Source organism: Spirosoma flavus (assembly GCF_054778555.1).
This window is the reverse complement of the sequence record NZ_BAAGZL010000002.1, coordinates 1,299,012-1,314,521: the sequence shown is the minus strand read 5'-3', so window position 1 is coordinate 1,314,521 and position 15,510 is coordinate 1,299,012. Positions and strand designations below refer to the sequence as shown.

Genomic DNA, 15,510 nt, shown 5'->3' with positions numbered 1-15,510 from the left:
ATAACCCTACAACTTTACAACCCTATAACTGTACAGCTCCCTTATTTCCCCCACATGGCGTTGGCCGTTTCGGGGAAAGGCATTGTTAATTCGGGTACGTTGGTTGCCACACGGTTGGCCCATTCAACGCCCTGCATCAGCGAGTGATCCTGATTACTGACTTCGTATTTCCAGGCGCCAAACCGACCGCGTGAATAGATACCAAACGGTTCCAGTTTCGGCAAAACAGCTTTCAGGATGCCGTCGCGTTCAACAGAAGGCGTTGGATAACCATAATCGAACGCCATATGGAATGTCGAGATTACGTCATCGGCCGACTCAATAAGCTGATCTTCAATCAGGGCACGAATCGTATCATCAATCAGTGTTTCACGGTTAACCGGTTTCGCGGCCGATTCGCTCGTTTCGGTCATTAACGACCAGTGTTGATTGATATCCGGTACGTTGTTCGGGCTATAGTTAGAGAATACCGTAACGCGGTAATACGGGCTGTTGTATTCCGGGAAATACATCCAGCACATCGTTTTCAGGCTTTCTTTCGGCTTGCCTTTCAGACCGATACCTACTACGTTGGTAGACGAGTGCTTCAGCCCCTGCGCGGTCTGAACAATTTCCGAATCCAACCCTTCAACCCGCTGCGTGAACAGGTCGAGCGGCATGGTACTCATCAGGTATTCGTATTCAATTTCTTCGCCGTCGGTCAGCACGATTTTTTTCGAAGGACCAATGACTTTATCAACGGTTGCGTTCAGTTTAATATTCTCGCGACCAACCAGATTACCGACGGCTTCCCAGATGCCACCTGTACCTCCATTTTTAGGAAATTGGAACGTACTATTCGGCCCCCACGAAAAATCGTCCTGGTCGAAAATGATATTCTTAGTAACGCGCTGTAGATCAGTAACGGCCACCCGCTCACCGACCCATACTGCATTCATGTCTTCTGGCGGGAAAGCCCAGACTTTGAAGTTGTAGGGAAACATGAACGTTTCGGCCAGCCCCGGCCCGAACGTAGCGAGAATCCACTCGCGGAAGTTGGCTGGCTTCTGATTCGTAGGGAATTTATAGTTGTGGATAATACCTTCGAGGCATTTCCACATCGTTTCGGGCGTCAGGTATTTAATGTTGTTTTGGAACGGATACGGCACAAAGCGTTTCTCGATCCACACCCACGATTCGCGCTGGTGACTGAGCCAGCCATCCTGACCTAACGCCTTACGCATCAGGTCGTCGAAGTATTTGTAGTGAGAAAACTGTACGTGGCCCCCTACGTCCCAAGTAAAGCCTTGTTCATCAACGAAGCTTTTCGACAGACCACCAATTCGGTTTTCTTTTTCGAGAACGATGAAGTCGGTAATGCCTAATTCTTTTAGGCGATACGCTGCTCCAAGTCCGGTGGGCCCGGAGCCAATAATGACATATTTATATTTCATGGTTGAGTTGAATCCAGTTTGTAAAGATGTAGAGTCAAGTGATTATAAAGTAGTAAAGTTACAGGGTTGTAAAGTGGGTGGTTTGTGAGCCGAACTTTACAACCCTGTAACTCTACTACTTTATAACTATGCGACACCTACAGGTTCTGGTTTTTTAATGGCTTTTACTTTGTCACCTAGCTCGAACCGGAACTGCGCCAGTTCTTTAAAGCTTTGCATGCAAACTTTCAGCAGCTTCCATTTCAGAATTGAAACGGTACCTGTTTGGCGTTCCTTATGCGTAATGGGTATATCGAAGGTGGTACCGCCGGCTTTTTTGGCCATAACAGCCAGAAAAATATTGGGAGCAAATGGAGTAGGCTCGGGTAGTTGGGCCAGCAGTTTCCGCAGGAACGAACCTTTAATCAGCCGGAACGGAATGTTGCTGTCCATGATATACGTACCATAGATCAGGGCAATGCTAAACCGCAGAATCCGGGTGATGACCAGGCGAGCGGGCGCATCGTAACGTTCTTCCCGGTAGCCAAGAATAAATGGCGATTCATCCCGTTTCGCCCATAGTTTCGCAAAATCGTCGGTGATGAACTGGTCGTCACTATCCGTCTGAAACACGTATTCAGAGTCCAGGGCCACTGCCTGCCGGTACCCATTAACGACCGCATTTCCGTGACCACCATTGGGCTGATGCACGACCATCAGCTTAGGATAACGCTCTTTAATTTGATCCAGAATAGCGCCCGTATTATCGCGCGAACCATCGTTAACGACAATTAAACGGGTATTTTCGGTAGGAAACTGACGGGTCAGCAAATCGGTCCACTGCTTTACAACGGCTTCAATAACTTCTTCTTCGTTGTAGGCAGGCATTACAATGGATAGCAGAATGCTCATGCAGCGTATTTAGGGAATAAAAGGTGGTCCGATTGGGCCGGTCCGCCAATGCAAAGAACAACTTAATTGTTTATGCAGGTGAATTATACGGATAAAACGCCACAAATATAGAGAATTCTCTCCGGTTGATTTCCCTATTCGAAAAGGACTTATTGTGCGGACTTGGCAAAATAAATTTATGGTTAGTTTGAGAGCTCAATATGAATACCGGTCTTTCAGGCTATTAATCGGCTTTTCAATCAAAAACCAGGAGATTGTTGCCAACGCGACGGTTAAAAACAAATAGAAGGAGAATTGAAAAAAATAAGAGCTGTTCAGAAAAGGTAATATATCGGTAATCCGTCGCCAGGCACGTACCGTAAAATGAGTGGGCTGTGTATGGTACACGTTAAAAACGAAATTATGGTACAGATACAGTCCATAACTGATACGTCCCATGTATTGGCTGACGGGATTTTCAAGTACCCACTGCATGACCCCATTAAAGCCCAGTACACCTCGACCAATCAGGAAAAAACCGACCAACGATGCCCCCAGACGCTCCCATACGTCGGACATGATGTTATGGTGCCCCGTCCAGCCGTGTAAATCAGGAACGGCTGGTAATACTTTGGTCATCACCATAATACCAATGAACAGCAATATGCTGAGTACGAGTCGGTACGTTGGCCGGAAAACCTCCTCAAAACGCTCACGCTGATACAACCACCAGTATGCCATGATGGCCCCCAGGCCAAACGAATCCAGACAGGCGGGCATCGATACGTAGCCGATAAACCAGGGCATCCGGGCGCGAAACAACACGTAACGTAATGTAACACCGCCCACGACCATCAACGTAGCCGTCAGCGGTACCCAACGGCGGGGCACAAAGAAAAGCAGCAGCGGAAAAAATAAATACACCTGCTCCTCAACCGCCAGCGACCAGAGATGATCGACGGTACCCATCCAGGTGCCGTAATACGCCATATAAATGTTACTGGCATACAGGGCTAACCAACCAATCGTTCGACGAACGGGCGGCTCGTCAATAAGGTAGAGTACAAAAAGTGTAAGGTAATAAACCGGGAAAATACGTAACGTCCGGCGGATGTAGAACGTTTTGAGATAACTCCCCAAACCACCCGAAGGCCGATTCTGAAGTTTGTCTTTGCTTGATAAAAGAATCCGGGTGATGAGAAATCCACTCAGTACAAAAAAAATAGTCACGCCCAGAGCACCAAGGGGCAACTCAAAATTTCCTGAGGGCCAATGCTCGGCCATCCAATGGTCGAACAGAACCAGACCCACGGCAAGAAACCGAATGCCATCCAACTGCCGAAGGTGATTCAGGACCGGACGAGAAGGAGCAGCTACTGGGGTGTTCGTTTGCATAAAAAAGGAATTGCGTAATCAATACGTACTACGTTGCTGATTACCAGTTCTTAGTCGTTGACTGGGCGGGCGGCCCTTCGGTGAAAATAGTTTGGTTGGTCGGGTAGATTTCGGCCTTACGGTTATTGTCTGAAATTCTCAGAACAGACAGTTGATACGTACCACGGGCCAAATCGATTGACAGGAAGCGCCCCTTAAATCCATCCGTGAATAGATTCGAGGGTATAAATTTCGTACTACGTATCGAACGCACGTTCTGCCAGACCGGAAATAGATATGTACGTTCATCCGACCGCGCCATCAGATACGTACCATTATCGCCCAGACCACCTGCTGGTATTGTTGAGTTTTGTACCACAAAGGCATTTGAAACCTTGGAAACCTGCAAATCAGTAACGGGCTTCTGCACTGGCGCAAAAAGCGTTTGCAAATGCGCATCGTAGAAAGCCGGAGCCGCATCCGTGTAGTGTTCGGATACTGAATCAGACGTAGCGGTTGGGCTATTAGTTGTGTATGTCCAATTGAATTGGCTGGTCGTGAACCAGTGCCGCCACCAGATCGTCTCATCCAGAAATGAGAGGTACGAAATGCCTGCAAATGCGATGGCTCCTAAGCTACCACCAATCAGCAACCAACGCCCGATACGTTCTCCCGACGTAGAAATCAGATAAACGTACAATAGGGCCAGCAGCGTAAGCGAGTACATTTTGTAGCGGCTGGTTATCAGAATTTCAGCGCCGAAACCCGTTCGCGCCCACGCTACAATTGCCGCCGTACCGAGCAGAAAAGCGGCACAAGCCCAGAAAAACAACGTAACAGATGGAATAAACCCTTGGGTTGCTTTTCCAGATGATTTTAAACGTAGCAGGTTTTGAACAGCCTGAAGAATAGTAAAGCGATACCGGAACGCAGACCATCCCAATAAACCAATTGTCGTAATAGTCATTAGGCCACCAAGCGCAATGCTGGAACGGAGTGGAGAACCAACCGGAACGACTTCGGCGGCAGCGCCCGTAAACGCGAACCAGCCTTTTAGCAAATCAACTACTCCAGGCCGGACGTAGGTAATATCCCCCGGCTTTTCGAATCCGGTAAAATATAAGCCAACTACGATACCTCCACCCACAATCCAGCCAATTAGCGAACGTAGTGACCGGCTTTGATGCGTAGTGCTACGTAACAGAATAATAAGGAACCCAATTGGCCAGACAACCAATCCGTTACCACTAGTAATCGTAGCTAACGTAGCGGCTATAAAAGCGAGCAGCCAATGGTTTGTAAAACTCAGAAAATAGAAAGCAGCAATGATCCAGAGTACCACCGAGAAATTTTGCAGGGCTGCCATTCCCCAGTACATATTTTCCCAGTGCGATAGGTTGAAAATCAGAAAAGCAACTGGAATCGCATACAACACCGACTTCCCCGCCCGATTCAGAACGGCGATGAACACGGCCAGTAATCCGACTAGACTCAGATTTCCTACCACCATTAGATGGACGAAATTGAGCTTGCCGAACAGCCAATAGTCGAGCAACGTAACAATACGGTCGTAGACAATTCGGTGTTCGTTGTGTTGCTTGAAAAGCTGATGAATTTTGCCCGTAAACGTTGTTTCCTGATCGGAATAGTACAGAAAGGCACGTAGCGCGTGGTCGTCCCATTTTGGAATGTTGATGGCATACACGTTCCAGACCAGCGCGAAAAGCACAATCGGCATGGCAACGAGCAAATAGCCAAGCCAGGTCCAGACAGAAGCCGTGGACTTCAGCGCAGACTGGTTAGGGCCATGTCGATGAGCCGGTTGTGACGTATCGGTGGTTGGGGTCAGCACAGACAAAACTAATTGGTGAACGAAGCCAGATGTCGGGCGATATTGGCTGGATCAAGCCCGGACAATTGCTGGTGATATTTCTGATCGCCATATAAACCGTTCGGATATCCCTGCGCCGACAAACTCACGAAATGACTCGGTGCGGCTCCATCAGCCAGCAATTTTACCGACAACTGCTGGGCCAGACCACCCACCGATACGTGCTCCTCTACCACCAGTAACGGTTTACCCGCCAAACGATGAGCCAGTTCATTTGGAAGATCCAACGGAAGATTTGTAGCCGTGAATACGTCGAATTGATTAGCAAGTAACTCGTCTTTCAGCGCGGTTAATACGTTGGCTGCCACCGGACCAAGCGCTACTACGTTCCCTATTGAGGCTGTGCTACGTACAATGTGCTTAAACGATCCATGCGTTTGAGCACCATCGGGCGTGTTCGGGCCGGCTCCCAACCGTAGGTATGTTGGCCGGCCTTCGGCAACAATCTGTTCAAGCATCGGCTCTACTTCATCAGCAAAAGCGGGGATATACGTATTGACGTTTTGCAGGCTGCTCAAACAAGCCAAATCCTCAATGGCATGGTGTGTGCTGCCCATGATGCCATACCCATATCCACCCCCATTTCCAACCAGAAACACGGGCATATTGTGCAGGCAAACGTCGTTTCGGAATTGCTCGAGACAGCGGTAAACCACAAACGGAGCAATGCTGTAACAAAACACTTTGTAACCCTTGTAGGCCAAGCCAGCGGCTACGCCAACCATGTTTTGCTCGGCCACACCAGCATTGATGAACCGTGGACCAAGTGCATCCACTACGTTCTCCAGCGCATTGTAGCCCAGATCGCCCGTAATAAATATAATTTTATCGTCTTCCCGCGCAATACGTTCAATGGCGGCTGAAAATTCTTTTCGCATTTTATCATTTGTGGTCCGCCCAATTACTCAATAAATAAGTACGGAACTTGGACCAATTTCTAAGTAAAACGACTCTTCCAGATTTAGCTTTTCAATCAACGCTAACTGGCTCTCGAATAGGCTTACCAAGCTATCGTTGGTGAGGTTACCCAGGCAAATTCGAATCAGCTTTCGGGGCGTTTTCTTCAAAAAATACGTGTTACGAAAGTCGGCGTCTTTAGTAATAACAATGTAATTGTGTTGGTCAGCATAGTGGCAAATCGCGGAATCAGGCGTTGAAGAACCTGTTAGTATCTGATTGACATGAATGGATTCTTCAGCATGTTTAGCCAGAAACTTAGATAAGCGCACCGGCATGTGAACATCACAAATAAACTTCATTATGCAGCGGCTGGTAATTGGCCTGACATCAGAATTCGGGCATAATTTAGACAGGCAACAATATCTTCCTGTTCTAATTCAGGATGATCTGCCAAAATGTCTGAAATGGTCATGCCCGAACCTAATAAATCGAGCACAACCTCAACAGGCCACCGCATCCCTCTTATACAAGGTTTTCCGTGACAGATAGCCGGATCAATGGTGATTCGATTTAATAGTGTCATAGCCTCCAATGCAATCAACAAAGTTATTTACTTTTTCGCTGCTCGACCAACGTACTGATTTCGGCTGCGGTTTTGTACACACGCTGGCCTTTGCGGACCATCGTTCGAATAAATTTCGGACGTTTTTTAGTCTCTTCAAAAATCTTGCTGATGTACTCGCCTAGAAACGAAATGCCCAGCAGGTTGATTCCCCCAAAAAACGTAACCAGAACAATAACGGTCGATAAACCGTATGGCGTATGGGGATCGAAGTTGAGCAGCCGCGAGAGAATTTGCCAGACTATCCCCAGCATCGACAAACCCGTAAGCACAAAACCGGCATAAGTCATTGCTTCCAGTGGCGCAAAGCTAAACGAGAAAATGGCCTTTTTCGCCCACCAGATGTTCTTGGTCCAGTTGTTAGTCGAAACACCAAACATGCGTTCCGGCCGAACGTAGTCGACGCCCGTTTGTCGGAAACCTACCCAGGCCCGCAGTCCGCGTAAGAACTGTTCGGTTTCGGGGAGATTGACTAGTTCGCGAACCACTTTCCGGTCGATCAAGGAGAAATCACCTGCATCGACCGGGATATTGATATAGGCCGTCCGCTTGAACAGGCGGTAGAACTGCTTGTAGAAAAAGTGAACGTGTGGGGCCATTTCGCGTTGAACGCGAACGCCATACGTAACGTCGAAGCCCTGCTGCCACTTCTCGTAAAACTTCGGAATGATTTCGGGCGGGTCCTGTAAATCGCCATCCATCAGTACTACAGCATCGCCCGTTGCAATTTCCATCCCACTCAAAAAAGCCGACTGCGACCCGAAATTCCGCGAATGTTTAATGGCGATCACGTTCGGATCTTTGGCGCAAATCTCGTTCAGTACCTCGTCGGTATTATCGGGTGAGTTGTCGTTTACGAAAATGATTTCGTAACGTACCTTCATTTCATTGAAAGTCTTCACCAACCGCTCATACATAAATGGAATGGCCTGAGCGTCTCTGTAACAGGCAATAATCGGTGAAATAACCGGATTCAACGTGGGCGTCTGGAATGCCGGAATCACCCGTCCCTCGTAGTCATGCGATTTCTGCCAATCGGCCGTCATGCGCAGACCATCGCTTAGTGACGTAGTAGCTTTCCAGCCCAAGTCAGCTTCGGCCGCAGCTGGGTCGCCGTACCAGTCCGAAAGGTCCCAGTTACGGTTCGTCATGCTTCCCCAAATGGGTTCCTGTTCCAATCCAAACGTTTGCCGCGCTACGTCGACCAACTCGCGCATGGTCGTTTTCTTACCCGTTGCGATGTTATACGAACGCCCACGAATGGTGGAATTTACACGTAGTGCCGCTTGAACGAACGCCGAAACGCAGTCATCGATATACACAAAATCGCGGCTGATGTCGGGCGAAACCAAAGGAGGTAATTTCCCTTTCAAATTCTCTTCCACTAAGCGCGGAATGAGCCGGTCAGGTTCTTCCCAACCACCGTAAATGGAATAAAGGCGAAGATTTAACGTATTGAGGCCGTGTACTTTGGCATAGAATTCTAGCGTATATGCCCCCGAAACTTTCGACACCGCGTAGTGACTGTTGGGTTCTACGCGGTCGGTTTCTTTGGGAGCCGTACAGTTAAAACCATATTCCGAACTACTACCGGCATGGATGTACACCATCTCAGACGTAGTGTTTTCGAGGATATTGACCGTGCCCAATACGTTGGTTTCGTAGGTTAGGCCAACATTTTTCTGTTTACTGTACGCGCCGTAAGCCGCCAGATTGAAAATGGTACGTGGTTTCAGACGGCCAAAAACGTCCTGAACCGACGTATTGGACAAAATATCGCAGTGAATAATATTCTCGGCGGGAACGTCTAATAACTTAAGTCGCCAGGCTTTAGTAGCGTCGTGAGTGAGCGCATATACGTCCTTGCGAACGCGGAAAAGTTGCTCATACAGATTGGCACCAATAAAGCCACTGGCTCCGAAAACAACAATAGGCCCGTTGAGTTGGGCAATGGTAGAAGGTAGCAAATTAGCAGCAGGCTGATTCATTCAGACCGCAATATTACGGCAAAAGCCCGGATATGATTTCAAGAAGTCCAGTTTTATAGCCAACGGCAGCGGGAAATTACCTATGCCTGCGTGGGTTGAGCTAGCAAATAACGCTCGTTTACGTCAGCGCAGGCTTGTTCGTACTGAGCCTCTGTCATGGGCAGGTAATGCCATTCGAGCTTATTTTCCATGTACGAAACGCCTTTCCCTTTAACCGTATTGGCAATCAACACTTTAGGTTTGCCGTTGGACGAAGCTGTTAATTGATCAATAGTCGACAATAGTTCGTCAACATTGTGCCCATCGGCTTCAACTGTTTCAAAACCAATCGCTTTCCAGGTACGAACGTCGGCTGTGTCGCCTAATACGTTAGCGGTGTTGTCGAAACCCTGCAAGCCATTTTTATCGACCAGAATAATGAGGTTATCGAGTTGGTGCTGCATGGCGAAATGGGCGGCTTCCCAAGTCGTGCCTTCGTTGGTTTCGCCATCCGACATGAGTACAAACACCCGTCCGCCATCGCCAAGCATTTTACTGGCCTGCGCAATGCCCGTTCCGATGGGCAAGCCGTGCCCCAATGAGCCTGTTGCAAACGGAATCCCTTTATGCTTATTTGGGGCTGGGTGAGCCGGTAACGTAGTGCCGTTATGGTAGTACGTTGCCAGTTCGGCATCAGACACATCGCCCAGATGATTCAGGCAAACGTAGAGCGAAGCTGCTGCGTGCCCTTTCGATAGCAGGAACGTATCATTTTCACGCTTACGGAGCAGTAACGTAGCAATCATCAAATCAACGCAACTCAGCGAGCAGCCGATATGGCCGGCGTGCGCCTGATGATATAGACCCAATATTTTGAGCCGTAATTGACCTTGTAATGATTGGTAGTCAGTTAGTTCTGTTGTCGAAGTCATATTGTGAATGGGCTACCCACCGTAGCGATACGTAGTGCCTTTAAAATCAAAAATAGTAATTTTTTGGCCCGAATTTCCTTTCACCAGTACAATCCGGTCAGGTTCGTTCGGGTCGACGCGCTGTATATATTGTGCGTCTTTTGGCAAATAAACGTTCACCAATTGGGCATCAATCAGCGTAACAGGTGAATAGGTTTTGTCGATTGCTTCCGAATAAATCTTACGTTCCTTATTTGGATACAGAATTGTATCGCCTGGTGCATATAACTCTTTCAATTTCTGTGCCGATGACCAGTACGGATTAGCCATACGTGGTTTATCGAAAAACGTGTATTTGGGAGCCTGGTCGGCGTAAATATCACTCAGAAGCTGAACGAGAAAACTGGCCTGAATCAACAAAATAATCGCAATCGGCGCACTAAACCACCACCGGATTCGAGATAGCTGGATCAATCCCATCGCTACAAAAATACTGACATAGGCAAACGATACGCTCGAATACCGTTGCGTAATTCCGAACGTATGACCAGAACGCCAAGCCATAAAAAGCAGAAAAAGCGTCGGGAGAAACGCAAGCAATAGCAATAGAATGAGAAGTTGTTTCTGGTTGGTTTTGATTTTCTCAACAACGTAACAACCAATGAGATACACAAACGGAATAGCCGCCGACAGTACTAGCAGACGTAGTGGTACTACACTATAAATAGGAATTCCGATCAGAAACAGCACTGGCAACGCTACGTAGAGCCAGGTCGGTGGATTCGCTACGTTCCGGTACTTATGGATGACGAACGTAGCAATGGAGCCGATAGCGAACGCAACCAGTGAGTTTTTTAAACCACCCAACGCTGGTCCCAGACCGTTGATAAAAATAAACAGATCTGAAAAAATTGGAATTGCTCGTTTGATAATATTAGGTATAGTTGCCGGTAAAATCGTCCCAAATTCGCTTCCGGTTGGATTGGTCAGGGCAATTTTTTTGTATAATTCGGCTTGATGGTTCAGGGTAAAAAACGTGTACCTGCCTCCACCGTATACAAACCATAAGACAATTGGTACTAATCCAACTACACCCGTTACAGCCAGCGCCACCCAGGCACGAGGCTTACGTAGAAACAAAGCAGCATACAAACCATGGCACGCAAAAACAACGACTGCCAGATAGTGTGATAGCGTTGAAAGAATAAACAATAGTCCGTAAGCAATGTAAAGTGGTAACAGACCTCCTTCGTTATAGCGCTGTCCCGCATTGGATGCGTCTAAAGCGGTTTTAGGGGACTGAACTCGCTCCATAATGATCAGAAAGACATGCGTTGACAGTAGCGTCAGAAAAATCGTCATTTGATAGTTCCTTGCAATGTGGCTCGATGCCACAAAAAAAGGTTCTACTGCAGCGATGCCAGCACTCGCAAGTGCCAGTGTATCAAGCTGGCTGATGCCTAAAAAGGAAATCTCATCGAATCTTTCTGTACGTACTATTTTCCGAAAATGCCGCCGGACAAATGCAAATAAGAGCCACACAACCAACGTACCAAAAATGACCGATGGCATCCGTAACGACGTATCACTCAGACCGAAAATCTTAAGCCAGGCCCAAAGTACACCGTAGTATACAGGACTGTTACCGATATCTCCCCGGATATTAGCCTCCATGAAGTCATTGAAGGTTTTAGGCTTCCAGAATTCGGCCGGCGTGAAGTACGTTTTGCTAAATACGTCTTTCTGATTATAGCCTTCCAGAACGACACTTTGGCTGATAAGCAACGTCGATTTTTCGTCGAAATAGATGCCATACGTACCAATTCGGTACAGGCGAAGCCCTAGAGCCAGCACCAGAATGATGCCTAATAAAACGAGCGTGTTACGGGATAATTGGGAAAACATCGGGCCAAAACTACGCGCAAAATCCCGGTTCTCATAGTTTCAGAATGGTGAATTCTACTCTCCGGTTCTGTTTGCGCTTTTCTTCGGTTTCGTTGCTGGCAATGGGTTTGCTGGGCCCCCAGGCTTTCGTCTGTATGCGAGATTCCGAAATTCCTTTGCCAGTCAGGTATTCTTTCACCACGCGAACGCGGTCTTCAGAAAGCTTCATGTTCGGCTCCCATTCGCCCTGATTATCAGTATGCCCTTCTATCAGTAGTTCCATAGTTGGGTATTTTTCCATCATGGTCACTACTCGATCCAGCTCTGTATTGGCTCCCGGTAGCAGTTCGAATTGGCTCTGCTGAAACAGGACCTCGCGCATCACAATTTTTTGGCCCGGCTCAATTTTGACCAGGTATAGATTCTTTTTAATGTCACGAAAACGTTTGTCTTTACTTAAATCCAGCGTTTCAGTGGTCGGGAAATAGCCGTCTTTATTAGCGACCAGATTATACGTTTTCTGCGTGGGCAGAATCAATTTGTATTCGCCCGTTTCGGGATTGTATTCAACTTTGGAAACCTCTTTTTGATCGCCAAGGATTCCAGAAACGACTTCCGAGGCAACCGGCTTTTTGCTCTTCGCATCCAGTACCTGTCCCGATATAATCGCAACAGGATCGGGTTTGATGGCGGGGTACAATTTTAACCGAAAGATGTCGTCTTCGCCCAACGAACCCGCCCGCGAACTCAGATACGCAAAATCGCCAGCGGCAGGAATGGTAAAATAGCCATCCCATTCCGCTGTATTGATAGACGGGCCCAGATTTTCGGGTTCGCTCCAGTTGCCCCAGGATTCATCGAGTCGGCGGCTCACGAAAATATCACCGTTACCGAAGCCAGGATGGCCAGCCGACGTAAAGTAAAGCGTTCGGCCATCGGCTGCCAGAAATGGTGAGCTTTCGGAGTCGGCTGTATTAATAACACCCCCCAGTGATACCGGTTCAGTCCAGGTTTGATCGGGTTTGAGGAGTGATACGTAGAGGTCGCGGTCGCCACGCGTGTCTTTTCGCTGCACGGCCAGAATAATCGCCTGACCGTTGGGCGCTACGCAAAACTCTAACTGGTTCTTTTCGTGCAGGTTATAATTGTTCGCGATTTTACACTCAACCGGCTGCGACCAGCCTGCTTTGGTACGTATCGAACTGGAAATGCCAAATGTCATGCCCCCATCGGGTTTATACACATTAATCAAGTAGGCAGTACGTCCGTCGGAGGTTAATCCGCTGATGGCATTATCACCCGCGTTGTTGATGGGTGAACCGATGTTGACGGCTTCGCTCCAGCTTGGCTGGCTACCGCTGCCACCTGATTCTAACGTAGAATACCAAACATCCTGGCGATTGGGCGAACCTGTGTTGGCTTTATTGAAATTCCGGGTGAAATAAAGCGTGCGACCATCAGGCGAAATAACGGGAGCTACTTCCTGTCCGTTCGAATTAACCGTTTTTCCTAGATTTTCTTTTTTTAGGTCTTTTGGCGTATCTTTTGATATGTTGAGGCTAACGGTGATGGGATTTGTATCTTCCGAAATTCCAATCGCATCAATCTGATTCAAACCTTTGAGGGCGGCACCGTTGATGAAAACCTTGACTTGTTGACACAAAAAAACAGCAGAATCTTTTGGGAAAATCCGCGTCATCGGGTCATTTTGCGCCTGAATACCTGTCGACTGGAACACAGTATGTTCGGTTCCTTTCTCGTCGAACACAACCACCTTCACTACAGAGCCCGGATTCACATTTTCGGCGATAACAATCTGCCGGGCACGTACCGGATTGGCAAACGCTACGTGAATCCATTCGTCAGCCGTGCCGTCGATGTAGAAAGGTGCCCAGGCGCACGGACTTTCTCCCATTTCGGGCAATTTGCTGGGATGCCCCAGAGCCTGCGATGCCCGGTATTGTTCGCCGGTCGGTTCGCCCTTTTTCTCGGATGAAACGCCAACCACGCGACTGGCCCATTGCACCGAACTTTGTGAGGTTTTAGGTTGAGAAGCGGACGGCTGTGCCCCACAAACCAAAATTTCTATTAGAACCAGAAAACCCGTCAAGATGCTCCAAACACGCATAACTCGTCAACTAATGAGCAGTTGTTGTTTCCGTAAACTATGTTTAAGGTTCGTCCACAATAACGTAGTAGGTTCTGTGGTAAACGCTACGTTAATATGTTAGGTAAGTTAAGAAAAATCTTAATTGGTCAGTACGCGATACTCCCAGGGTTTGAGCGTAACCGTCATCTCCGATCGTAATTCGACCCCTTCGTGGCTAAATACGTCGGTATACATACCCGAATACGAATCACCCAATAAATGCCCGGTCATGGGCTGGTTGCTTAGGTTAATCATTACCACAACCTTATCGTTATCACGCTGTCTGTAAAAGGCATACAGTTTATTATCGTGGTCCGTATTGATTTTCGTGACAGGCCCACCATCAAGACCGTTCCAGAGGGCTTTGTTCCGATGCTTTAATGTAAGAAGCGTTTTGAAAAAATTACTTTTCGCGTAATTGCCCCAAACAATCGTATCTTTTTCGAAAACGGCTAATCGTTTCGTTAAGTTAGATTCCATACCGTTGTATACCAAAGGCATGCCTTCCAACGTACTGCTCAAGACAATAATTGCATCGGCGGCTGGTCCAAACAATTCTGCCAACGTACCATTATTGGTGTTTTCGTCGTGATTCTGCGTAAACATCATCTGATAGTACCAGGCCGGAAAACGTTCCTGATTGGCTTCCCGAAGCGAGTCGATCTTATCCGCTGTTCGGGCGCCTTTCGCTACAGCTTTCAGCATGTTGTGCATACTCCAGCCATAGTTCATATTGAAACAACTTTTCAACTGATTCGGATCATCTTCCCACTCCGACAGCATAAAAACCGTTTTGATTTTATCCAGTTCAGGACGTAGCGAGGCCCAGAAATCATTGGGTACCAGTCCAGCTATGCTACAACGGTAACCATCCACGTCGCATTCTTTTACCCAATACTGCATGGCCTCAATCATGCCTTTACGTAACGCCGGATTTTTATAATCCAGTGCAACAACGTCGTTTTGTTTGGCCGGTTTTCCCGTTCGAGGGTCGATCGGGGCAATCATTTTACCGTTTACTTTAAGGTACCAGTCAGGATGTTCCTTCACCCATGTGTGGTCCCAGCCCGTGTGACTGGGTACCCAGTCCAGAATGACACGTAACCCCAGCGCGTGGGCCCGGTTCACCAGCGATTTAAGATCGACCAACGTACCGAAATCGGGATTGACCGTTTTGTAGTCAGCTACAGCATATGGATTTCCTAGTGTTCCCTGCTTATTCTGCTGACTCACAGGATAGATAGGCATGAGCCAGATAATATCAATGCCTAACTCTTTTAGTCGGGGAAGTTGGGTTTCAATGGCTTTAAACGTACCCTGTGGCGAAAACTGGCGCGGATTTACTTCGTAGATCGTTGCGCTTTTCGCCCATTCGGGAGCAGGAGGAGCCACAGTGGCGGAGTCGGCAGAACTGACATCAGGTTTGGTCTTTTCTTTATGACGACAGGCTGCCGTCAGGAACAGCAAACCAAGTACGACAGCCAGGTGGTGTTTCTTCATAAAGTTTTT

12 protein-coding genes are annotated in these 15,510 nt (G+C 47.8%); all 12 read right to left on the bottom strand.

Features of this window, described 5'->3' with window-relative positions:
- Positions 1-41: 41 nt before the first annotated feature.
- Positions 42-1,433: a protoporphyrinogen/coproporphyrinogen oxidase gene (locus ACYVF1_RS14290; protein WP_461079824.1), complete on the bottom strand. Its 1,392-nt coding sequence runs from the start codon at positions 1,431-1,433 to the stop codon at positions 42-44.
- Positions 1,434-1,559: 126 nt separating this feature from the next.
- A complete protein-coding gene (locus tag ACYVF1_RS14285; protein ID WP_461079822.1) occupies positions 1,560-2,324 on the bottom strand; it encodes a glycosyltransferase family 2 protein in 765 nt (254 codons plus the stop codon).
- A 195-nt stretch (positions 2,325-2,519) separates the two neighbouring features.
- The gene (locus ACYVF1_RS14280) at positions 2,520-3,698 is read right to left on the bottom strand and encodes an acyltransferase family protein (RefSeq protein WP_461079820.1); all 1,179 of its coding nucleotides are present in this window, start codon (positions 3,696-3,698) and stop codon (positions 2,520-2,522) included.
- Positions 3,699-3,738: 40 nt separating this feature from the next.
- Complete coding sequence (locus tag ACYVF1_RS14275) at positions 3,739-5,529, bottom strand: hypothetical protein (RefSeq protein ID WP_461080760.1); 1,791 nt, start codon at positions 5,527-5,529, stop codon at positions 3,739-3,741.
- A gap of 8 nt (positions 5,530-5,537) precedes the next feature.
- Positions 5,538-6,446, bottom strand: coding sequence for a transketolase family protein (locus tag ACYVF1_RS14270; RefSeq protein WP_461079818.1), 909 nt, complete (start codon positions 6,444-6,446; stop codon positions 5,538-5,540).
- Between the two features lie 27 nt (positions 6,447-6,473).
- Positions 6,474-6,827 (bottom strand): DUF5615 family PIN-like protein, encoded by a 354-nt coding sequence (locus tag ACYVF1_RS14265; protein WP_461079816.1) that lies wholly within the window; start codon positions 6,825-6,827, stop codon positions 6,474-6,476.
- The gene (locus ACYVF1_RS14260) at positions 6,827-7,051 is read right to left on the bottom strand and encodes a DUF433 domain-containing protein (protein WP_461079814.1); all 225 of its coding nucleotides are present in this window, start codon (positions 7,049-7,051) and stop codon (positions 6,827-6,829) included. The genes ACYVF1_RS14265 and ACYVF1_RS14260 overlap by 1 nt, the downstream gene beginning before the upstream one ends.
- A gap of 23 nt (positions 7,052-7,074) precedes the next feature.
- Positions 7,075-9,078: an NAD-dependent epimerase/dehydratase family protein gene (locus tag ACYVF1_RS14255; RefSeq protein ID WP_461079812.1), complete on the bottom strand. Its 2,004-nt coding sequence runs from the start codon at positions 9,076-9,078 to the stop codon at positions 7,075-7,077.
- 80 nt (positions 9,079-9,158) lie between these two features.
- The gene (locus tag ACYVF1_RS14250; protein WP_461079810.1) at positions 9,159-9,989 is read right to left on the bottom strand and encodes a transketolase; all 831 of its coding nucleotides are present in this window, start codon (positions 9,987-9,989) and stop codon (positions 9,159-9,161) included.
- Between the two features lie 12 nt (positions 9,990-10,001).
- On the bottom strand, positions 10,002-11,873 hold the full coding sequence (locus ACYVF1_RS14245) for a glycosyltransferase family 39 protein (RefSeq protein ID WP_461079808.1): 1,872 nt from the start codon (positions 11,871-11,873) through the stop codon (positions 10,002-10,004).
- A 31-nt stretch (positions 11,874-11,904) separates the two neighbouring features.
- Positions 11,905-13,980 (bottom strand): OmpA family protein, encoded by a 2,076-nt coding sequence (locus ACYVF1_RS14240; RefSeq protein WP_461079806.1) that lies wholly within the window; start codon positions 13,978-13,980, stop codon positions 11,905-11,907.
- 120 nt (positions 13,981-14,100) lie between these two features.
- The gene (locus ACYVF1_RS14235; RefSeq protein ID WP_461079804.1) at positions 14,101-15,501 is read right to left on the bottom strand and encodes an alpha-amylase family glycosyl hydrolase; all 1,401 of its coding nucleotides are present in this window, start codon (positions 15,499-15,501) and stop codon (positions 14,101-14,103) included.
- Between the last annotated feature and the right edge of the window lie 9 nt (positions 15,502-15,510).